The following is a 21,164-nucleotide window of genomic DNA, read 5'->3' as shown; positions in this document are numbered from 1 at the left end:
TTTGGGTGGTTAAAAATCAGTTTGAATAAAATAATTGAACTATTGTAGGGATAGTTAGGAGGCAATAAGCCTTGGAATAAGATATTGTGGGATCTTTCTTACTATTTTGCAGGCCAGAGTAAATTTACCCCTTAAGCCATGTTTCTTTATTATCTTAAGGTCTTCGGAAGATTTTTTCTTTTGAAGACTGGCAGTGGTACTTTTCCCTCCCAGTCTCATCTTCACCACCCACTCATCAAGAAAAACCTTTTTGATTTGATCATTTTTGAACCAGCGGAGCGAAATATCATAATCGCTTGCTATGGAGTATCTAAGATTATATAATCCAAATTTTTCAAAAACCTCTTTTTTAACATAAATAGTAGTGTGAAGGGGAATCCAACCGAAATTTAAATACTTGGGTTTATAGTCCTTTGAGGGATATAACCGCTTTATTTTAGAAATATCCTCCTTGTCCACATATTTCCCTTTGGCATAAACAAGATCAGCATCAGTTCTATTAAAAGTTTCAGCTATTTTTTCAAGCGTATCTTTTTTATAATAAAGATCATCCGAATGAAGGATCCCGATCACATCACCTGTACACTTCTGAATTCCTTTATTGAGAGCATCATAAAGACCATTATCCATTTCAGAAACGAAATAACCCAGATCATCTTTATAATTTTCAATAATTTCAAGAGTGCCATCGGTTGAACCCCCATCGATCAAAACATGCTCAACATTTGCATAGGATTGAAACCGCATCGACTCGATACACTGGGCTATGGAATCCTTGTTATTAAAGACAATGGTAATAATTGATAATTTCACAAGGGCTTAGATATTATATGTAGTTTTGATAAAATCGATAATGGCTTTACGGTCATTTTTGAATTTAAGATTTAATTCAAAGATCTTGGCATCCACTAAAAAACGATACCAGAATCCCTGTAGTAAGTGCCATACAAAGCCCTGTTTTCCATCAAGAAAACCTAATTTAAAGAAATACCTATAGATAAAATAAACAAAAGGGCGAAGGAAAAGAGGTAAATTTAAATACCTTAATTTCAACCATCTTTTTTTCTGTTCCGTGGTACCGAAAAAATTGGGCTTTAGTTCATTCTTAGAAAAGATTTCATATTTGGTATCCAATAGATCGATCATTTCCCGGGTAGCATAAGAATTATGTTTCGCTGTCCACCAAGTGAGATCGTTCAAATTTTCATCTACCTGTACAATATCAATCCGTTCGGTTTTTCCAGAATCCAATATAATGTGCTCATCCATCCATCTGGCTTCGCACTTTCCGGAACCGTGTCTCCATATTTTCAAATGCCATACAGGATACCAGCCTCCATACATTAAAGGTTTTTCTAAAAAAACTACTTTACGTTTTATGTATAAGCCAGTGATTTCTGGTGACAGTTTTGCTAAATAATTAGATATCGAGAATCCCAGAGGCTCAATGTATTCATCTGCATCAATTCTCCATACCCATTCAGAACTTATTTCGCAGTTCTTAAGAGCCCAGTTAAATTGGGTAGCATAATTAACCCAGGAGTTTTGATACACCTTAGCCCCCATATCTTTTGCGATCTGGACTGTATTATCACTACTGTAAGAATCCACCACAATAATTTCATCAGCAATTCCTTTTAAAGATTTAATGCATCTCTTAAGATGCTTTTCTTCGTTAAAGGTTAATATTATAACTGAAATAGAAGACCTCACTACTTCTAGGTAATTACTCTTTTTTTAATGAATTTGGCAGGATTACCTCCAATGACATCGAATTTTTCGGTGCTTTTTATAACATTTGAGTTTGCCGCCACGACGGTAAACTCCTTTAAATGAACCCCAGGAAGAATATAACACCCGGTCGAAACCCAAGTCCCAGAATCTATTTTAATTGGTTTAGTTGTTTGGTAAAAATTTGGATGAGAAATATCATGTGATCCAGTAATAAGGTAAGAATCCTTACCAATAGTACACTTTTCACCTATACTAATTTTATCTAGACAATATGCCCATGAGTTTTCACCTAGACTAGAAAGATTGCCGATTTCCAAATTCCACGGATGTTCAATGTTAGATTTTCGGTTTATGAAAGCTCCTGAATGAACTTTTGCTCCGAATAATTGCAGCAAGATAATTCTAGGACTACGAATTTGATTAGGGATAATTCTAAATAAAGTCCGATTAGTAAATCTCCAAAAATAAACTTTGAGTTTCACCAATAAAGAGTAAGGAGTAGTTTGAACAGGTTGAAAGTCATTAATGTTCATGTACAATTCGTTCTTTTAAAAATTTCGCGGGATTACCACCAACAACTGTCCAGGGTGCAATATCTTTAAATACCGCAGACCTTGCCCCCACAATAGCACCTTCCCCGATTCTAGTATTGTTCATTATAAAACTTTCCGCAGCTACCCATGCAAAATCTTCTATTTCAATTTTCCCTGAAATAAATGGTGTGTTTATTGAATCAATTTTGTGAGTGGCACTACATAAGTAACTTCGTTGAGAGATTGTAACCTTATTTCCAATTAAAGTTAAACCGATATGCAATTTGACTTCGGGTCCAATAGCTGATTCTTTACCAACTTTCAAATTCTTTGGTGATGGAATATATGCAGATGCATGGATAATGGATCCTTTTCCAATTTTAGCTCCAAATAATTTCAACAAAAATGCTCTCCACAAATTGAAAATTGGCAGGGAAAAGGGCTTAAAAAGAAACAAACTCACCAATCGCCAAATCAATCTATAGAACTTATCCGATCTCGGAATTGTATCCACATATGTTGGTATTTCCTTTTCCATCAAAGCTCCTGCAGTTCCCTTAAAAGCACTTCTGATTGTTTTTCGGCATTGAAAAGTCTCTGAAAACCAGTTTGAGCATTAGCGCCAGCTGCCTCAATTTGCTCTTTCGGTTTTAAAGTAAATTCCTTTAAAGAATTATAAATTGATGCTGCCGTAAGGTCTTTGAAAAACCAACCGCCCTTTATCTCTGAAATTTCCCTCCAAATATTCACGTTTTTAGAGATTAACACCGGTTTCCCGCAGGCCATAGCTTCAACTACCGCGATCCCGAAATTTTCCTGGTGACTCGGAAGAATAAAAGTCTCACAATTATACAATGCGCCCCATTTTTCCTCCCCGACCAACATTCCCGGAAAATGTATCTTGGAATGACCTCCAGCAATTTTCTGAATTTCTTTGGCATAACTTGAATTCAGCGGCCCGGCAATAACGAGGTCCGGAATTGAGCTATTTTCTTGCACACTTTCCTTATAAGCTTTTATTAGCAAGTCAACTCCCTTTTTAGGATGAATACGGCTTAAAAAAAGCCAATAGTTATTTTGGAGGTTGGGCAACCTCTTCCCAAAAGCTATTGAAAATTCCTCCCGGAATTTTGGAGGCTTCTGGATGCCATAACCCACGTTGATCTCCCTTTTGGGTTCGTAACCTTTGAAGGTGGTCCTTGCTAGCTTTAATTCCTCCTCACAGGTAAAAAAAATGGCATCGGCATTATTAATAGCTTTCTTCTCCGTAAATCTCCAAACAACTTCATTCCGTATTGCCTTAATTCTTCGGTCTTCGGCCTTTTGAAAATACGGATCAAGCATTCCGTGAGGCATAGAGGCTACCTTTGGGATACTTTCCCCTTTAGCTCTTAATTTTTCAATAGCTTTATATACCCCATAATTTGGAAACTGCCATAATCCGTGCACAATTACATGACTGTAATTACCTAGGTTCTGAACTAACCAATTCACTAGCCTTGGATGATATTGATATCCTGTCTTTCCAATACCAAGTTTATAGATCTTAAAATTATCTTTAGTGGGATAATCCAAGCTTGGATCATCAAGACACACTACTTCATTACTTACATTCATCGCCTCCAAATAAGGAAGACTATTACGAATACCCTGGCAAGGACCTCCTGATCTGGGGTCCATCGATGTTATTACTCTTAAAAGCTTCATTTTACCACGTATCTATCTCCGAATACAGTTTTGTTCAAACTGTCAGGCAGCAGATTTAAAAAATGTTGGAAAAGAAAGTAAATACTGGCATTAACCAATCCATAATGTCTTTTTCGGAAATGAAAATTTATAAATGGGTTGGATCCCAAAGGGGAATAAAGTTTTTGAAATCTTTTTCTAAGTGTACTATTCTGAAGCCTTACCCGACATTGCGGATTGGACTCACCGGAGGCCACTGGCTTTGTTGTTGTGAGAACATTAAAACCTCTTTTTTTAGCCCTTAGGCCAAAATCAACATCCCCTAAGTCATGATGAAAAACCGGATCCAAATTACCAATATTATTGAATACCACCTTCGGAACTAAAACTACATTGCCATTCATAAATGTAATATTCTGCATATTTCCGTTAGGCTTTATAAGACGTTTATACTCATCACTGCCTCCATATAGAATTTTCCGGGAGTTTTTACATTCAATTATCCCCGAAATAACAGCTCTGTGATCCTGAGCTCTTGAACACCTATATAGTTCTTCCAAAGAGTCTTCATATAAAACAACATCATCATTTAGCCAAATGTAAAAATCGTAATCTTTTTTTGAACCTTCTTGCCAAGCCTTATACATCCCTCTGTTCCAGAAGCAATTCCCAGAGCCGTTAATAATATTTACACTGGGGAAGCTTTCTGCAATTAACGAAGCAGTACCATCGCTAGAACTATCATCTAACAAGTAGACATCTAATTCTCGTTTTGATATTCCAAAAAGCCTTCGAATACATTTAAAAGTATGTTGTTTTCTATTAAAAGAAGTTATTAAAACTGCGACTTTCATATAAGATGATTCTACCGAATTTCAGTAATTATTTTTGCGGGATTGCCTGCAGCAATAACCATAGGTGGAATGGATTTAGTTACCACAGATCCTGCGCCAATAACTGAACCCTTCCCTATAGTAACACCTTTTAATATAATTGACCGTGCACCAATAAATACTTCATCTTCAATATTTATTGGTGAAGTTTTAATTTTTGAATTTATATCCCGGTCCTGCGGATGAATAGGATGGGCATCGCTATCAGTAATTAATACACCACTCCCAATCAAAACATTATTACCAATATTTATTTCCTTTCCAGAAATTGTTGCTCCTGATATACCAACATTATTTCCTATATATATTTTAGATTCTGGACTGAGAGCCTTAATAATTACTTTTTGGAATACCCCAATACTGTTTTTTCTTGGATTACTACATAACTTTATGTTCCGACCAAGAGAAATAGTTGCCTTAGAATGTTTTTGAATTAAGGGTAATTTAATAAACCTCCATGACTTGTTCCAGTAGCCTAACTTAAGAAAGCAAAAAATAAAATTTCTAGGTATATAAAGAAAAGATATTATAAAATACCTGTATTTTTTCAAAAGTTCTTTATTCATAAATTTTCATATAAAACTTGCTCTTGATTTCCCCAAAAAATTAGAAAATGTACAATAAGACAGGCCAATCACTAGACTCAGAACCAACACTTTATCAAACCTAAAAATACTTCCATTAAAATTTAGACTAAGAAGAATATAAAGAATTAGTAGCCAATTATGCTTGAATAACTTTACAAAAGCAAGAAAAATGGGTATGGACAAAATACCGTAATTTAAAACAAGTGCTATTGCTGCATTATCAATATCATCTCTTATATCTGAATAATTCGGAATTCCAAACAAACTTTGATTTTTCCAAATTTCTTTAATATACTCTAAGGGTTGTATTAACCTTCCATTATAAGACCTATCCGAACCCTCTATTATCCCGTACAATCTTTCAAAGATTTGAAAATTTTTATTTATGACAAATAGTATAATAGATATAAGTACTAAAACAACAATATAAATTAAAGAGTCCCTATTTGTTTTTATAAACCAAGTCAGTAAAATTATATTTATGGCAAAGAAACCAGACATCGCTTGCGAGATTATTATTATTAGGTAACTAATAATAATAAAGGTGTATTTAAATTTCTTTGTAAACTCATCTCTAATAAGGATTATCATTAAAAGGGAAATAACAATCCAGGAATTATAGGACGGCTCGCCATAAAATCCCACTGGTCTAAATCTCGTCCCATAATATAATGCTTTACTAGCCCCTTCCAAAGTGCCCTTATTCATTACAAAAAGATCAATAGGAATACCAAAGAAAATCCCTTTCGAGAAATAATAATATTGAGCAAGAACTACACCAAGTAGAATAATTAAAAAACAGCCAATTAACAGTTTGACCTTTTGTAAAGGCAAATGAGCCTTTATTAAATTTTCAGAAATAATTATAATTCCAATAAAGCAAACTAGATGTCTTAATGGAAGTAAAATATCGGTGATTGATGCATTATTTAGGATTTCGACAAAAACTTTGAGTAGAAAAAGAAATGTCGAAATTATTATTAAATTCCATCTCTTTTGAAGAGCAGGGATATAAAAGGAAATAATACCATAAAAAAGGAATGCAATAAAAAAAACCGATAAATAATAACTCATTCCCAACTGAATGACTGGGAAGATTAAAAACAACAAATAAATGCGTTTTGTATTAAAGGGTTTTATAACACTTTCCACACTTCTAAATCTCTTTTCAATAAAGCCTCTAACTTCTTAATATCTTCTCTATAAAATTCATTTAGTTCCATAAGAAGTTGCTCATCTACTTTGTCTTCTGCTGTTTCCAGTATAAACGAAAAACTATTTTTCAGTTTTAATATTGATTTTCTATCGAGAATCAGATTTAAAAATTCACCTATACCTAGTTTAAAAAGTAATTTTTTAAGATTCGAATTTCTCTTACTCTTATTGTGCACTTTAAAATTTGGCCGAATTGGTTCTACTTGAAGAAAACGAAATAAATTCGTCATTATCAATTGTGGATTCTTAATAAAATCTTCAAAAATTAAGACCTCTACTTTAGAAAAATTTTCCTTGTAAGCTTTTACTTGCTCGTAATACAACCCTAATTCCTTATAATACCAGAAAGAATTAAAATTTTGTGTGAAATAATTAATTTCATTAGCCAATTCCTTCCTCAAAGGATTGTAATGAAAATTATACAGGAAATCATAATTGGATTTAAGTCGCTTAATGGGATTTCTTAGTATAATTATTATAGATACTTCATCCCCTAAATAGGATTTTATTTTTGGAATAGCTGAAGAATGATGGTATAAATAATGCACACTTGCTTCCCCTTTTACTTTTTCTTCCCGTTCAAAATTTTCAAAATACTCCTTTTCATCTAAAATTGACTGCTCAAAAATCCGTTTTCTTAGCGGATCATCGGGAGAAATATCTTTAATTAGTTCACTGATAAAAAACCTTAGTTCCTTTTTATCTGGAATATAGATATCGGGATGATCATTTAAATATTTAGCTAATGAAGTAGTTCCAGCTTTTGCTGCTCCAACGATCAAAAAGTTAGGAGTATTTTCCTTGCTATGAAGCCCAGACACCTTTTGCTGTTCCATTGATAATTTTGTGATATTGAATTTTCCGAAGAATTACGTAGAGTAAAATTGATATATTCGTTGCCAAAATAACTCCGGTAGATCCTAACCCGAGATTTTTTGCAAAATAAATTGATAATGGAATATTTAAAATTACTGTGAATAAATTGGACCACATTTGTAAAGCAAGCTTTCCAGTACCGTTAAGGAAATAAGTGTAAATTTGATTAAGGGTTTGTAAAATTACAAAAATAGCCCATTGGCATGCAAGTAAAACTGGAATGTTTATTTTGTTCCCAACCCATAACTTCAAAACTGGATTATAAAATATAAACATTATTAAAACCATTATACAAACGCTCATCCAACCATAATTTAATTTTTTTATTAGATTTTTAATCCACCTTAAATCTTTTTTGATGTACGCGTCCGTAATTGCTGACCAGAAAGGGCTCATTAAAATAGTAAATATCATTAAAGCAACTCCAAAATATTTATTTGCAATCTGATAAGGTGTTACTTCCGCAGGTCCCAAGATTTTGGAAATGATAAGATTATCGCTCATAAAAAGAATGGTCATTCCGATTTGGATCACGAAAAATTTTCCTCCCAGCCCTAGTAAATCCCCAATTAAATTCTTATCAAAGTTATTCCAAGAAGGTACCAATTCTCTATATTCATGGGTATAAAAGTAAATGGATAAAATAGTCAGAACAAATATTGGAGTAAAAAGGTATAAACTAGCATAAGAAATAAGATCGCTGTCTTCAGAGAACATTAATAAAAGTCCTAAGCCTATAAAAATAAATAGTTTTGTAGCTGTATTTATCATACCGCTCATGACAGGCATCTGCTTAGCCAAGAAAATAGAGGATATAACTCTAAATGTGAGATTAACGGAAAGATATATTATCATTAAATCCATTATTGTTTTTAAAACATGTTCAGACACATTCGAAACATTTAAAATGTTCCTCCAATTTATAATTTCAACAATAAATAAGCCCAATATCAGAAATAGTGTGCTTATAAATCCTATTGTAAAGTAAATGGTGCTAGTGTAGCTCTTTGCTAATTCTACGTCACCTTTCCCTAAAGCTATAGCCATTTTATTCCGGTAACCATGCGACATACCCAAGTCAAAAAAGTTAAACCAGTTTATTAAGGAATAAATTGTTAGCCAAACTCCATATGATGTTTGTGTTAGATATGATAAGGATAAGGGCACTAGAGCAAACTCAAAGACAATATCAAAAAATTTAAGTCCGAATGAGCCTATAATATTTCTTTTTGCTAAAGAGGATCTTTGACCACCTCTATCGACATACCCTTTTATTTTTATAAAAAGTGTATCTATTTTGATCATCCTATAGCATAAAATTCAAATCCAATATCTTCTTTTTTCTTTCTGTTCAAAAGTTGCCTTCCATCAAAAAGAAAAGCAGGCTTGAGCATTCCATCGTAAATTCTTTGCCAATCATAATCTTTAAACTCATCCCATTCGGTAAGTACAGCAATTGCATGAGCATTTTCACACACTTCGTAAGGATTACTTAAAACAGTTACTCGTGCTATATTTTCTTCTTCCGATCTCGTTCCCAAATAGTTTAAATCAGCATAAATTTGCTCTTCAGTTACCTTTGGATCATAGATTACAATATCAGCCTGTTCATTTAAAAGATAATCTGAAACATAGATTGCAGCAGATTCTCTGGTGTCGTTAGTATCCTTTTTAAACGCCCAGCCTAATAAGGCAATTTTCTTTCCAGAAACGGTATTAAATAATGTCCTTACAATATTTAATGCAAAACGTTTCTTCTGATGATCATTCATAGTAATCACCTGCTCCCAATAATCAGCTACTTCATTTAAACCAAATGACTTTGCAATGTAAACCAGATTTAAAATATCCTTCTGAAAACATGATCCACCAAAACCAACAGATGATTTTAGGAACTTAGGTCCAATCCTAGAGTCCATCCCTACCGCTTTCGCTACCTCATTCACATCAGCTCCAGTTTTTTCACACAACTCACTCATCGCATTGATGCTAGAAACACGCTGTGCCAAGAAAGCATTTGCTGTCAGTTTAGATAATTCCGAGGACCAAACATTCGTCGTTAGAATCTGCTCTTTTGGAACCCAGTGGGCATAAACATCAACAAGCGCCTGAACAGCTTCCTTACCTTTTTCGGTATCAATATCCCCACCGATCAAAACCCTGTCTGGCTGCATTAGATCTTCCACAGCAGTTCCTTCAGCCAAAAATTCCGGGTTAGAAAGAATCTGAAAACTTACTCCATTACCAGTATTCTCCAGAATGTTCTTTAATGCTTCTGCCGTTCTTACAGGAAGGGTTGATTTTTCAATTACAATTTTATCTGAGGTGGAAACTCTAGCTATCTGACGAGCACATAATTCAATAAATTTTAAATCTGCAGCCATACCTTTTCCCATTCCGTAGGTTTTGGTAGGCGTATTAACAGAGATAAAGATCATATCAGCCTGATCGATTGCTTTATCAACATCTGTAGAAAAGAAAAGGTTTCTATCTCTAGCTTCTTCTACTACTTTTGATAATCCCGGCTCATAAATAGGAATGTTTTCTACATTCTCATCATTCCAGGCTGCTATTCTTTTTTCGTTTATATCGACAACCGTTACATTTATTTCAGGACATTTTTGCGCGATGACCGCCATAGTAGGACCACCAACATACCCTGCTCCAATGCAACAAATATTCTTGATTTTCATTTCTTGGTAATAAGCCTAAAGCGGTATGCCTCAAGCATTTCTTATAATTTAACTTCTTTAAATCTGCTCTGATTTTCTAAGAACCAATTATAAGTTATATGAATTCCTTCTTTAAGATCTGTATTAGCTTCCCATCCAGCTTTTTTTATCTTATCCACATTCATCAGTTTACGCGGAGTACCATCTGGTTTTGAGCTATCCCAGATGATCTGTCCTTTATGACCAACAATCTCTTGAATAGAATTAGCTAAATCATTGATAGTCAGATCCTTTCCGGTTCCAATATTATATAGATTCTCCGGAAGTTTATTTTCCAAAGCGAAGCAAACCGCGTCTGCCAGGTCGTCTACAAAAAGGAATTCACGCCTTGGGGATCCACTGCCCCATAGTTCGACTGGTGCATTATCATTCCGTTTTGCCTCGTGAAACTTTCTAATCATAGCTGGTAACACATGAGAGGTTTCCAGATCAAAATTATCATGAGTACCGTATAGATTGGTAGGCATCAAGCTAACATAGTCCTTTTCAAACTGTTCCCTTATGGCCTCACAGGCTTTTACGCCTGCTATTTTGGCGATGGCATACCATTCATTCGTAGGTTCCAGGCTATCGGTTAAAAGATATTCTTCTTTTAAAGGTTGCGGCGCATGCTTTGGATAAATACAGGAGCTCCCAAGAAAAATAAATTTTTGAACCTCAGATTTATGAGAAAAATCGATCAGGTTATTTTGTATCTGAAGGTTCTCCATCAAAAACTGGTATGGATAATCATTATTTGCCAGAATACCACCTACTCTTGCTGCAGCATCAATGACTACTTCAGGTTTTTCTGTTTCGAAGAATTTCTTTACAGCTGCTTGATTACGAAGATCAAGTTCTATAGAAGTTCTCCCAATAAGATTTATATAACCTTCAGCCTTCAGTTTTCTCCAAATCGCCGAACCGACCATACCTCTATGGCCTGCGATGTATATTTTAGTTGATTTATTAATCATAAATTTTCTAGCAGATAAGATGCTGAAACAAGTTCAGGATTACGTGTGTTTTCTATTCGAAATAATTCATAATACGATAACCACCTTCTTTTAAATACTGATCCTTTTTCATCAGTTTAAGATCGCTTTGCATCATGTCTTTTACAAGAGCTGGAAGATCGTACTCCGGAGTCCAACCTAACTTGGTATTGGCTTTGGTTGCGTCGCCTATTAAAAGATCCACTTCAGTAGGTCTGAAATATTTTGGATCTACTGCCAGAAGTTCTTTCCCCTCTTCAAGCTGATATTCCGGATTGGAGCAGGATTTAACATACGCCTTTTCCTCAACACCTTCCCCTTTAAATTCCAGTTCAATTCCTGTTTCTGCAAAAGCCATTTTAACGAAATCTCTTACGGTAGTAGTTTTACCGGTAGCAATCACCCAGTCTTCCGCTTCATCTGCCTGCAGGATCATCCACATCATTCGAACGTAATCTTTTGCATGCCCCCAGTCACGTTTTGCATCAAGATTACCCAGGTAAAATTTATCCTGCAGCCCAAGCGCAATTCGTGATGCTGCCCTAGTAATTTTTCTAGTTACAAAAGTTTCCCCTCTAATAGGCGATTCGTGATTGAAAAGAATACCGTTGCAAGCATACATGCCATAAGCTTCCCGGTAATTAACTGTAATCCAGTAGGCATACATTTTGGCAACAGCATAAGGAGATCTGGGATAAAATGGGGTAGTTTCAGATTGCGGAACCTCCTGCACTTTACCGTAAAGTTCTGATGTAGAAGCCTGGTAAATTCTGGTTTTCTTCTCGAGGCCCAGCAATCTAACTGCATCCAATATCCTGAGTGTACCTAATCCATCCGCATTTCCGGTATATTCCGGAGTTTCAAAAGAAACTGCCACATGACTCATCGCAGCAAGATTATATATCTCGTCTGGTTGAATTTCCTGGATCAGTCGAATTAAATTTGTAGAGTCTGTCATATCACCGTAATGAAGAATGAATTTTAAATTCGCTTCATGCGGATCCTGATACAGGTGATCTACCCTGTCAGTATTAAAAAGCGATGCTCTTCTTTTAAGCCCGTGAACTATATACCCCTTCTTTAAAAGAAACTCACTTAAATATGCTCCATCCTGTCCGGTTGCCCCGGTAATTAATGCTACTTTACTCATAATTCTAAACAATCATCCCCGCCGCGACGGTTTCGTTCGTATTTTCATCTATTAAAATAATGCTTCCGGTAATGCGATTATCACGATACGAGTCGAGCATTAATCTTCGGGTGGTACGAATGGTCACCCGTGCAATATCATTCATTTTTAGATCTTTATCTTCCTCATTACGGTTGTAGGAGTTAATATCAATCTTATAAACTACATTTTTGATCATCGCACGCTGCTCATTCGAGGTGTGCATGATCGTGTATTTTGCTCTTGGTTGTGCCGAATCATTATTCAACCAGCAAAGCATCACATCAAACTCCTGCTCTCCCTCCGGCTGGTTATTCTTTCTAACAATCATATCTCCCCTGCTCACATCAATATCATCTTCCAAAGTCATCGATATAGACATCGGAGCATAAGCTTCGTCTATCTCTTTATCTCCGGCATTCATCGATTTGATCTTTGAAGTAAATCCTGATGGTAATACTGCTACTTCATCTCCTTTCCGGTAGATCCCACTAGCTACCCTTCCGGCATAACCTCTGTAATCTCTATACTCCGCACTTTGTGGTCTTAGCACTGTTTGTACCGGGAATCTGGCGTCGATCTTATTGATATCACTACTAATATGCAGCGTTTCCAATATATTTAGCAGGGTTCCACCTCCGTACCAATGCATATTTTCTGAACGATTCACCACATTATCTCCCAGTAACGCACTAATCGGAATAAAACGAATGTCCTTTACCAGAAGTTTCGAAGAGAATTCTTCAAATTCTGAAATAATCTCATTGAATCGATCTTCTGAAAAATCAACCAGATCCATTTTGTTCACACATACGATTAGATGTGGAATATTCAGAAGGGACGCTATGAATGAGTGTCTTTTAGTTTGCTCGATTACTCCGTGCCTGGCGTCAATAAGAATGAGAGCCGCATTGGCTGTAGAAGCACCGGTAACCATATTTCGGGTATACTGAATGTGTCCCGGGGTATCAGCAATAATAAATTTTCTCTTCGGTGTGGTAAAATATCTGTAGGCTACATCAATAGTGATTCCCTGCTCTCTTTCATCTTTCAATCCATCAGTGAAGAGTGCCAAGTCCACTCCATCGTGTCCTTTCTTCTCACTGGTGCTAGTGATCGATTCCAACTGGTCCTCAAAGATCGATTTGGAATCGTATAATAGTCTCCCGATAAGAGTACTCTTCCCATCATCCACACTTCCTGCGGTTGTAAATCGTAGTAATTGATTATTATTAATTTCCATGATTCTTTATACTTGCTTTTCGTGTGTTTTAAAAATATCCCTGACGTTTTCTGTCTTCCATAGCGGTTTCCGATCGTTTGTCATCAGAGCGATCACCTCTTTCCGTTTTGCGCATAGCCGAAACCTCCTCCGCAATCTTTTCTAAAGTATCTGCATCTGATTCGATTCCGCCGGTAATAGTAATATCACCTAAAGTCCTAAATCGGATCTTTTTCTTTTCTATTTTCTCACCTTCTTCCAGTTTCAGGTATTCTGAAACAGGGATCCAGGAATTACTTCTGAAAACCACTTCACGTTCATGAGCAAAATACAAGGAAGGGATACTGATATTCTCTTTTTTGATATAGTTCCATACATCCATCTCGGTCCAGTTACTAATAGGGAAAGCCCTGAAGTGTTCTCCTTCGAACTGCTTTCCGTTTAACAGATTCCATAGCTCCGGACGCTGGTTTTTCGGGTCCCATTCTCCAAAATCATTTCGATGGCTGAAGAAACGCTCTTTAGCACGAGCCTTCTCCTCATCACGTCTTCCTCCTCCAATGGCACAATCCACCTTGTTCAATTCAATAGCATCTAAAAGTGTAGTGATTTGAAGCGCATTTCTGGTAGCATTTTTACCTTTCTCTTCCTTAACTCTACCCTGGTCGATCGATTCCTGAACAGATCCTACGATCAGCTGGGCTCCCAGTTCTTTGATCAGGTCATCTCTGAATTTAATGGTCTCCGGAAAGTTATGACCCGTATCCACATGCATCAGTGGAAACGGGATTTTACTCGGATAAAAGGCCTTTTTAGCCAAATGCGTTACCAATATCGAATCCTTCCCTCCTGAAAAAAGGATCACCGGATTTTCAAATTGCGCCCATACTTCCCGTAATATGAATATCGCTTCTGATTCTAATTCGTCTAGGTAATTTAAATAATACTTGCCCATTACTGATTAATTTTCAGTTTTGCTTGTAAATAATTCAGAACTTTTGCTACGGAAGCTTGCAGTTCTTCTTTTTCTGTTTCTATTTTTATATCAGGTTTCGCTGGTACCTCATAAGGTGCATCAATTCCTGTAAAATTTGTTATTTCTCCTGCCCGCGCCTTTGCATAGAGTCCTTTTACATCTCTTTTTTCGCATTCCTCCAAAGAAGTATTCACAAAAACCTCTACAAAATGATCCTTTCCAATGATTTTCTTTAAAAAATCCCGATCAGATTTCAACGGAGAGATAAAGGAGGCAATGACAACCATTCCTGAATCCACAAATAATTTAGCTACTTCTGCAATTCTTCGAAGATTTTCCCTTCTATCTTCCTGAGAAAAAGTCAGTCCTTTATTAAGTCCACTCCGAATATTATCACCATCTAAAGAAAATGTATGAATCCCTTCTTTAAATAAAGCTTGCTCAACCCTATTAGCAATAGTTGATTTACCAGAACCTGACAAACCCGTAAACCAAACGACTAAAGCCTTGTGACCGTTCAGTTTTTCACGACCGGCCCGATCCACCGAAAAAGTATGAGGAACGATATTATAATTCATCAGTATATTGTAAAGCTTTTTTTTCCTTCAGCTCCTTCTTTCGTCGTTGTTGCAATCCGTAATCGAACTTATACCAGGCCCGTTCATGTAAATAATAAAGCGCCATTTTCGTTACCAGTTCGATTCCACCGATCTTCAACCCTGTAAGCGGATTCCCAGAAATGATCCAGGCCAGAACCATTGTATCCATTGTTCCTATGACCCGCCAGGTTACAGTTTTAGCGAGATGCCTCTTTCTACTATCACCATTTTTGGTAACCCCGGCTTTAATATTGAACCAAATCCGCTCGTGTAAATAATACAAAACCATTTTTGTGGCAACCTCGGAGAAACCAATTTTTAAACCTGTTACCGGGCTTCCCGTCACAATCCAGGACAAAACTATGGTATCGATGGTTCCAACGATTCTCCAAGTAATGGATTTGGCTATATGACGCTTATAGGACTTTGGCATTTATGTCAAGTCCGAGTATTCCTTTTCCAAGTTTTTATACACCACCTTAACTTCCTGAGAATCTTCTTTTTGAAGTATCAGATTTGCATCTTCGGTAGCTACAAAAATACTGTTTTTAAGACCAACAAATGATGTAAACTTATTGCAGCCTATACTCATATTCCCATTTTCATCAACCGGGTGTCCCTGGGATTGCAGGTATTCATAAACTGACTCAAAGCTCCCCATGTCACTCCATTTGAAGGAAGAAGGCACCACCTTGATTTTATCACTTCTTTCCATAACGGCATAATCTACACTAATGGAAGGTATTTTCATAGAAAGATCCAGGTCAAGAAAATCGCTTTCAGTGTTCTCTAAAACATTTCTGGATTGATCATAAACATCAGGTTCAAACTTTTTTAATTCTTCCAGAAAGACCCCAGCTTTAAAACAAAACATTCCGCTATTCCAAAGAAAGTTGCCAGACCTTATAAAATCCTGAGCTGTTTCTTTATTAGGCTTTTCCCGAAAAGATTTTACCTCAGTTCCATTGTACTCTATGTAACCGTATCCTGTTTCAGGTTTGGTGGGCTGAATTCCAAATGTAACTATAGAACCCTTCTTTGCTAGTTCTTTGGCCTTTTCAATTGCCAAATCATATTGAGGTCCTTCAGCAATAATATGATCAGAAGGAGTTATAAGAAGCATATCATCCTTTTCCACAGAAAAAGCTGCAAAAGCTATTGCCGCAGCGGTATTTCGAGGAGTGGTTTCAACAATATGATGATTAGTTACTACACCAAGACGACTGAGAGAACCCTTAGACAACTGATCGTTTTCAATATTTCCAACCACACACAGCTCATCAGTTAATGCTTGATTACGTTTTACTGTTAACTCAAAAAGTGAATCTCCACCAAAAATATCAGCATATTGTTTTGGCCGGGCCTTTCTTGAAAGCGGCCACAACCTACTACCAACACCTCCCGTTAATAAAACATGAATAAATCTTGACATGAGATTTGAAAATTAAAAACGGCTTCGCCGCCGTGAGTCCCAAAAACCGAACTCCCGTAGAAAATTTTATAAAAACCTGAAGGAAAACTCTTTCCTGGATCGGTAAGAGAAGAGACATAAGTAGGGTTTATGATCAGGTCTTGATTCAGACCACAAAATTAATTTGAAACAAAGATTTGATCAAATTAGTACTGTTAAAATTTTTAACTTTTTTTATGAAAACGTTTGAGAAGTACCCTGAAAACATTTAATATTTAAAAGATTTCTAACACCCCCTGAAAAACACTGAAAATTAATCGTTAATTAAACATTAACAGCCAATTACGTAAATAGTTTTGAAGAGTAGATTCCAAGTCTTTCTTCGGCTTCCACTGAAGCTGCTTTTTGATTTTAGAACTGTCTATTGCATACCTCCTGTCGTGGCCAGCTCGATCTTTAACAAAACTGATTTGATCGCTGTACGACCCATCTTTCTTCGGTTTTAGTTCATCTAAAAGAGAACATATCAAATGCGCCAATTCTATATTCGACTTTTCACAATCTCCGCCGACATTATAGGTTTCCCCGGCGTTACCATAATTAAAAACACTGTCAATGGCCTCGCAATGATCCAGGACGTATAACCAGTCCCTGATATTTTTTCCGTCGCCATAAATAGGAATTTCCTCACCGGCAAGTGCTTTCCGAATAATGGTTGGAATTAGTTTTTCATCATGCTGATTCGGACCATAATTATTAGAACAATTGGCAATAATGGTATTGAGTCCAAAAGTATGGTGATAACTCCTCACGATCATATCTGAAGAGGCCTTGCTGGCAGAATATGGCGAATTGGGAGCGTAAGGAGTTTCTTCAGTAAATTTTCCGGTTTCGCCTAAACTTCCGTAAACCTCATCGGTGGAAATATGATGAAAACGAGCGTTTTCAAAAGCTTTTTTTACCTGAAATGGCTCATCAAACCAAGATCTATAAGCCACATCAACCAAATTATACGTTCCGTTTACGTTAGTTTCTATAAAAACTCCCGGATTTTTTATGGAATTATCCACATGTGATTCGGCCGCAAAATGAACAACTCCCTGAAATTGATACCTTTCAAATAATTCCTCTATTAATGCACGGTTTCTGATATCTCCATGGATGAATTGATAGTTCGGATGATCTTCAACTTCCTTCAGATTATCAAGATTTCCCGCGTAGGTAAGCAGGTCCAGATTGACAATTGCAGTCTGCGGATGCCGTTCCAGGTAAAAAGGAATGAAATTGGAACCAATAAACCCCGCACCACCAGTAACCAGAATCACTTTTTCGGTTTTCATCTTTTGAGTCGCTTTAACAGGTATTTGCCATATTCGCTCTTTTCAAGCGCTTTTGCTAGTTCTTCAAATTTCTGACGATCAATAAATCCCCGATCGTAGGCAATTTCTTCCAGGCACGCGATCTTTAGGCCTTGCCGCTTTTCTATGGTATGAATATAATTAGAAGCTTCCAGCATACTATCCTGAGTTCCGGTATCCAGCCATGCATAGCCACGGCCCATCAATTCTACTTTTAACTGGTTATTTTTTAAAAAATGCTCATTTATGGAACTAATCTCTAATTCTCCCCGGTTGCTGGGTTTGACATTTTTCGCAACATCAACAACCGAATTAGGATAAAAATACAAGCCCACTACCGCATAGTTACTTTTCGGATTTTCAGGCTTTTCTTCAATACTGGTAACTTTTCCATCCTGATCAAAACCGGCTACTCCATATCGTTCAGGGTCGTTCACATAATACCCAAAAATAGAAGCTTTTCGATCATTTGTTACATTCTGAATACTTCGCTGCAACATCGGCGTAAAACCATTTCCATAAAAAATATTGTCTCCCAGTACCAGGCACACATCGTCATTCCCTAGCCATTCTTCAGCGATTAAAAACGCCTGAGCCAGACCTTCCGGTTTAGGATGCTCTGCATAGGTGAATTGCAGGCCCCAATCTGCTCCATCGCCAAGTAATTTCTTGAAATTCGGAAGATCTTCAGGAGTCGAAACAATCATGATCTCGCGTATTCCGGCAAGCATTAAAACCGATAGCGGATAATAAATCAGCGGTTTGTCGTAGATATTCAGCAATTGCTTTGAAACCCCTTTCGTGATGGGGTAAAGCCGTGTCCCCGACCCGCCTGCCAGAACAATTCCTTTCATATTTGTTATTTTACCAAGAACCAGTTATTTAACAAATTCTCCCTATTGTACAACATTTCTTTTCCGGTTTCATGATCATAGACCGTTTTCCCGGCAAACGTACAAATTGCCTGTCCGGCGGCCGTGTCCCATTCCATTGTGGGTGCGAATCGAGGGTATTGATCGGCTGCACCTTCGGCAACCATACAAAGTTTTAAAGAACTTCCTTTGGAAATACGTTCCACCGTTCCATGTTTTTCTTCCAGTGTATTAATGTATTCCACCGTTTCTTCGGAAAGATGAGATTTACTGGCTACCACGGTAAACTTTTCCCTGTTGGTTTTCAGCGGAAGTTTTGTCGAAATTTCAAAAATTTTTGCCAGATCAGCATCAGAAGACACCTTTTCAGCTTTAAAGCTTCCGTTTTCCAAATCTCCGTAATACAGGGTTTCCAAAGCCGGAACATAGATTACGCCAAGAATGGGCTTTTGATCTTCGATCAGCGCTATGTTCACCGTAAATTCGCCGTTGCGTTTGATAAACTCCTTGGTACCATCAATAGGATCCACGATCCACAGCCTGTTCCAGTTTTTTCGCTCCTGAAAATCCAAATCTCTCCCTTCTTCTGAAAGTACGGGGATATCGGTTTTTTCCAGGTATTTCATAATAATATGATGAGAAGCAAGATCAGCTTTGGTCAGCGGAGAATCATCTCCCTTAAAATCGACCTCAAAATCTTCATTTTCATAAATCTCCATGATCCTTTTTCCTGCGTCCAAAGAAGCTCGGATGGCCGTATGCAGTAAATTTTTCAAATCCATATTTTTAATTGAAGAACAAAGATAGCATTCCTGAGAAGAAATGGCCTAGAGTACATCCTGGATGTTAGCGGTTACTTTCCACCCCATTTCAGGTAATATAAGTTGTAGTTTTTTAGATCCGATTTCCTCGATTATCGCCTCTTTTCCCTGAAACTGTCCATTTTTCAACTGAAGCCGATCGCCTTCCTGCAACTGAGCCACCTTCACTTCATCAATTCCCTCTTTATCAAGCCAGTTCTTAATGGTTTGTATTTCAGAATCTCTCACTAAAGCTGGTTTTCCAAGCCAATTTAAATACCCAAGGACTCCCGATGCTTCATAGATAAGGCTTACATTGGTTTTCTCTACCTGGACAAATAAATAGGAATTAAATAACGGGACCGTTACTTTCTTTTTCCGGTCACTCCATTGCCGAACCTCTTTCACCACAGGGCAGTAAACCTCTACCCCGAGTCTTTCCAGGCGCTCTGAAACTTTAATTTAGTGTCTTGGCTTCGTCTTTAAAACCCTCCATGGCATATCCTGAAAATTTTAATCCTAAAAATAGCAATTCCCGCTGCTATGAACTCGATACTGCTGAGTGTCAAATATCTTAAACCCGATACCGACCATCACATTATTTAGTCGCCCGTCGTCGAAAAAAGCATTGTACATGGTGTTATTGATATTGATAGTTTGGGAATCATCATTCGCCACCGTAAAATCGTAGCGTAAATCGATCTCAAACTTTCTAAAATTAAACTTGATGCCAGCCTGCCCGGCCAAAAAGTTTAGGTACTGCTGAAAATCTCCGTTTACATTCTCAAAACTTGAATTTATCAAAAATTGAAGAGACGGCCCGGCATATAGATCAATAGGACCTACAATATTGTATCCAACCAATAAGGGAATGCTTACTTTGTCAATCGTATAAACAGAAGTAGTATTCGGGAACTGGAATTCACCTTTAACGTGATTGTATAAAATTTCAGGTCGCAGAAAGATTTTCTCGAATCTCATTTCAGCAAAAGCTCCGGCATAAAAACCAGGCATTGACTGCGCCGTAAAATTTCCAAGGGAACCGGTAACTTCAGCACCTTCAGTATCCAGACTATAATTAAGACCAGCCTTTAAACCGGCATCGAATTCCTGGCCATATCCTTTTACAGAGAACAGAAAAGATAGTAAAAAAACAAAATAAAGAATGGACTGAAAAGGTTTCAGTAATTTCATAGATAAGTGGTTGGCTTCAAACAAAGATATTATTTCTCAAAAAACTACACTACCACAACGGCGTTTAGCTTTTCAAATTGCCGGAAAATAAAAAACCCGAACGAAATGTTCGGGTTTTTTGTTGGCCCACTAGGGCTCGAACCTAGACTCTTCTGGACCAAAACCAGACGTGTTGCCAGTTACACCATGGGCCAATGCTTAAATGCGGATGCAAATTTAATACAAAGTTTATTTCACACAAACTTTTTCAATTTTTTTTCTGAAAAAAATCACCTATTTCAACTCCTGAATTCCCCTCCTCCTCATTTCCAGCTACTTTTAAAATAAATCCTTT

At 36.9% G+C, this 21,164-nt stretch carries 23 protein-coding genes and 1 tRNA gene; all 24 read right to left on the bottom strand.

Features of this window, described 5'->3' with window-relative positions:
- Window positions 1–54: 54 nt before the first annotated feature.
- The 24 genes from GRFL_RS09565 to GRFL_RS09450 all read right to left on the bottom strand — a co-directional run bounded on the left by GRFL_RS09565 (window position 55) and on the right by GRFL_RS09450 (window position 21,024).
- Window positions 55–813: a glycosyltransferase family 2 protein gene (locus tag GRFL_RS09565; protein WP_083644405.1), complete on the bottom strand. Its 759-nt coding sequence runs from the start codon at window positions 811–813 to the stop codon at window positions 55–57.
- A 6-nt stretch (window positions 814–819) separates the two neighbouring features.
- Window positions 820–1,713 (bottom strand): glycosyltransferase family 2 protein, encoded by an 894-nt coding sequence (locus GRFL_RS09560; RefSeq protein WP_083644404.1) that lies wholly within the window; start codon window positions 1,711–1,713, stop codon window positions 820–822.
- Window positions 1,714–1,718: 5 nt separating this feature from the next.
- Window positions 1,719–2,267 (bottom strand): LbetaH domain-containing protein, encoded by a 549-nt coding sequence (locus tag GRFL_RS09555; RefSeq protein WP_083644403.1) that lies wholly within the window; start codon window positions 2,265–2,267, stop codon window positions 1,719–1,721.
- The gene (locus tag GRFL_RS09550; RefSeq protein ID WP_083644402.1) at window positions 2,257–2,805 is read right to left on the bottom strand and encodes an LbetaH domain-containing protein; all 549 of its coding nucleotides are present in this window, start codon (window positions 2,803–2,805) and stop codon (window positions 2,257–2,259) included. The genes GRFL_RS09555 and GRFL_RS09550 overlap by 11 nt, the downstream gene beginning before the upstream one ends.
- Window positions 2,805–3,947: a glycosyltransferase gene (locus GRFL_RS09545; protein WP_086047709.1), complete on the bottom strand. Its 1,143-nt coding sequence runs from the start codon at window positions 3,945–3,947 to the stop codon at window positions 2,805–2,807. Before GRFL_RS09545 ends, GRFL_RS09550 begins: the two co-directional genes overlap by 1 nt.
- A gap of 23 nt (window positions 3,948–3,970) precedes the next feature.
- A complete protein-coding gene (locus GRFL_RS09540; protein WP_083644400.1) occupies window positions 3,971–4,807 on the bottom strand; it encodes a glycosyltransferase family 2 protein in 837 nt (278 codons plus the stop codon).
- A gap of 11 nt (window positions 4,808–4,818) precedes the next feature.
- The gene (locus GRFL_RS09535; RefSeq protein ID WP_083644399.1) at window positions 4,819–5,412 is read right to left on the bottom strand and encodes an acyltransferase; all 594 of its coding nucleotides are present in this window, start codon (window positions 5,410–5,412) and stop codon (window positions 4,819–4,821) included.
- 6 nt (window positions 5,413–5,418) lie between these two features.
- Entirely contained in the window at window positions 5,419–6,543 is a 1,125-nt protein-coding gene (locus GRFL_RS09530; protein ID WP_169833973.1) for a hypothetical protein, read from the bottom strand.
- Window positions 6,544–6,569: 26 nt separating this feature from the next.
- Window positions 6,570–7,484, bottom strand: coding sequence for a sulfotransferase domain-containing protein (locus GRFL_RS09525; RefSeq protein ID WP_083644397.1), 915 nt, complete (start codon window positions 7,482–7,484; stop codon window positions 6,570–6,572).
- Complete coding sequence (locus GRFL_RS09520; protein ID WP_083644396.1) at window positions 7,453–8,829, bottom strand: lipopolysaccharide biosynthesis protein; 1,377 nt, start codon at window positions 8,827–8,829, stop codon at window positions 7,453–7,455. Before GRFL_RS09520 ends, GRFL_RS09525 begins: the two co-directional genes overlap by 32 nt.
- Complete coding sequence (locus tag GRFL_RS09515) at window positions 8,826–10,217, bottom strand: UDP-glucose 6-dehydrogenase (RefSeq protein WP_083644395.1); 1,392 nt, start codon at window positions 10,215–10,217, stop codon at window positions 8,826–8,828. Before GRFL_RS09515 ends, GRFL_RS09520 begins: the two co-directional genes overlap by 4 nt.
- Before the next feature lie 41 nt (window positions 10,218–10,258).
- Window positions 10,259–11,209 carry a GDP-L-fucose synthase family protein gene (locus GRFL_RS09510; protein WP_269466420.1) on the bottom strand — a complete coding sequence of 317 codons (951 nt, stop codon included), beginning with the start codon at window positions 11,207–11,209 and terminating at the stop codon, window positions 10,259–10,261.
- Window positions 11,210–11,264: 55 nt separating this feature from the next.
- Complete coding sequence (gene gmd, locus GRFL_RS09505) at window positions 11,265–12,380, bottom strand: GDP-mannose 4,6-dehydratase (protein ID WP_083644393.1); 1,116 nt, start codon at window positions 12,378–12,380, stop codon at window positions 11,265–11,267.
- A 4-nt stretch (window positions 12,381–12,384) separates the two neighbouring features.
- Window positions 12,385–13,641, bottom strand: a complete 1,257-nt coding sequence (locus GRFL_RS09500; protein ID WP_083644392.1) for a sulfate adenylyltransferase subunit 1 — start codon at window positions 13,639–13,641, stop codon at window positions 12,385–12,387.
- 28 nt (window positions 13,642–13,669) lie between these two features.
- On the bottom strand, window positions 13,670–14,575 hold the full coding sequence (cysD, locus tag GRFL_RS09495; RefSeq protein WP_083644391.1) for a sulfate adenylyltransferase subunit CysD: 906 nt from the start codon (window positions 14,573–14,575) through the stop codon (window positions 13,670–13,672).
- On the bottom strand, window positions 14,575–15,174 hold the full coding sequence (gene cysC / locus GRFL_RS09490) for an adenylyl-sulfate kinase (protein WP_086047707.1): 600 nt from the start codon (window positions 15,172–15,174) through the stop codon (window positions 14,575–14,577). The genes cysD and cysC overlap by 1 nt, the downstream gene beginning before the upstream one ends.
- The gene (locus GRFL_RS09485) at window positions 15,164–15,628 is read right to left on the bottom strand and encodes a DUF2061 domain-containing protein (protein WP_083644389.1); all 465 of its coding nucleotides are present in this window, start codon (window positions 15,626–15,628) and stop codon (window positions 15,164–15,166) included. The genes cysC and GRFL_RS09485 overlap by 11 nt, the downstream gene beginning before the upstream one ends.
- Window positions 15,629–16,627 carry a mannose-1-phosphate guanylyltransferase gene (locus GRFL_RS09480; RefSeq protein ID WP_083644388.1) on the bottom strand — a complete coding sequence of 333 codons (999 nt, stop codon included), beginning with the start codon at window positions 16,625–16,627 and terminating at the stop codon, window positions 15,629–15,631.
- Window positions 16,628–16,926: 299 nt separating this feature from the next.
- Window positions 16,927–17,946, bottom strand: coding sequence for a dTDP-glucose 4,6-dehydratase (rfbB, locus tag GRFL_RS09475; protein ID WP_083644387.1), 1,020 nt, complete (start codon window positions 17,944–17,946; stop codon window positions 16,927–16,929).
- Entirely contained in the window at window positions 17,943–18,818 is an 876-nt protein-coding gene (rfbA, locus tag GRFL_RS09470; protein WP_083644386.1) for a glucose-1-phosphate thymidylyltransferase RfbA, read from the bottom strand. The genes rfbB and rfbA overlap by 4 nt, the downstream gene beginning before the upstream one ends.
- Window positions 18,819–18,823: 5 nt before the next feature.
- Window positions 18,824–19,618 carry a 3'(2'),5'-bisphosphate nucleotidase CysQ gene (gene cysQ, locus GRFL_RS09465; protein ID WP_083644385.1) on the bottom strand — a complete coding sequence of 265 codons (795 nt, stop codon included), beginning with the start codon at window positions 19,616–19,618 and terminating at the stop codon, window positions 18,824–18,826.
- 45 nt (window positions 19,619–19,663) lie between these two features.
- Window positions 19,664–20,098: a UpxY family transcription antiterminator gene (locus GRFL_RS09460; RefSeq protein ID WP_083644384.1), complete on the bottom strand. Its 435-nt coding sequence runs from the start codon at window positions 20,096–20,098 to the stop codon at window positions 19,664–19,666.
- 57 nt (window positions 20,099–20,155) lie between these two features.
- Window positions 20,156–20,830 (bottom strand): porin family protein, encoded by a 675-nt coding sequence (locus GRFL_RS09455; RefSeq protein ID WP_083644383.1) that lies wholly within the window; start codon window positions 20,828–20,830, stop codon window positions 20,156–20,158.
- Between the two features lie 121 nt (window positions 20,831–20,951).
- Window positions 20,952–21,024, bottom strand: a tRNA-Gln gene (locus GRFL_RS09450).
- Between the last annotated feature and the right edge of the window lie 140 nt (window positions 21,025–21,164).

The sequence above is a fragment of the Christiangramia flava JLT2011 genome (genome assembly GCF_001951155.1).
In the GTDB taxonomy this organism is placed as follows: domain Bacteria; phylum Bacteroidota; class Bacteroidia; order Flavobacteriales; family Flavobacteriaceae; genus Christiangramia; species Christiangramia flava.
The sequence above is the reverse complement of the archived record's forward strand: the minus strand, read 5'-3'. Positions and strand labels throughout refer to the sequence as shown.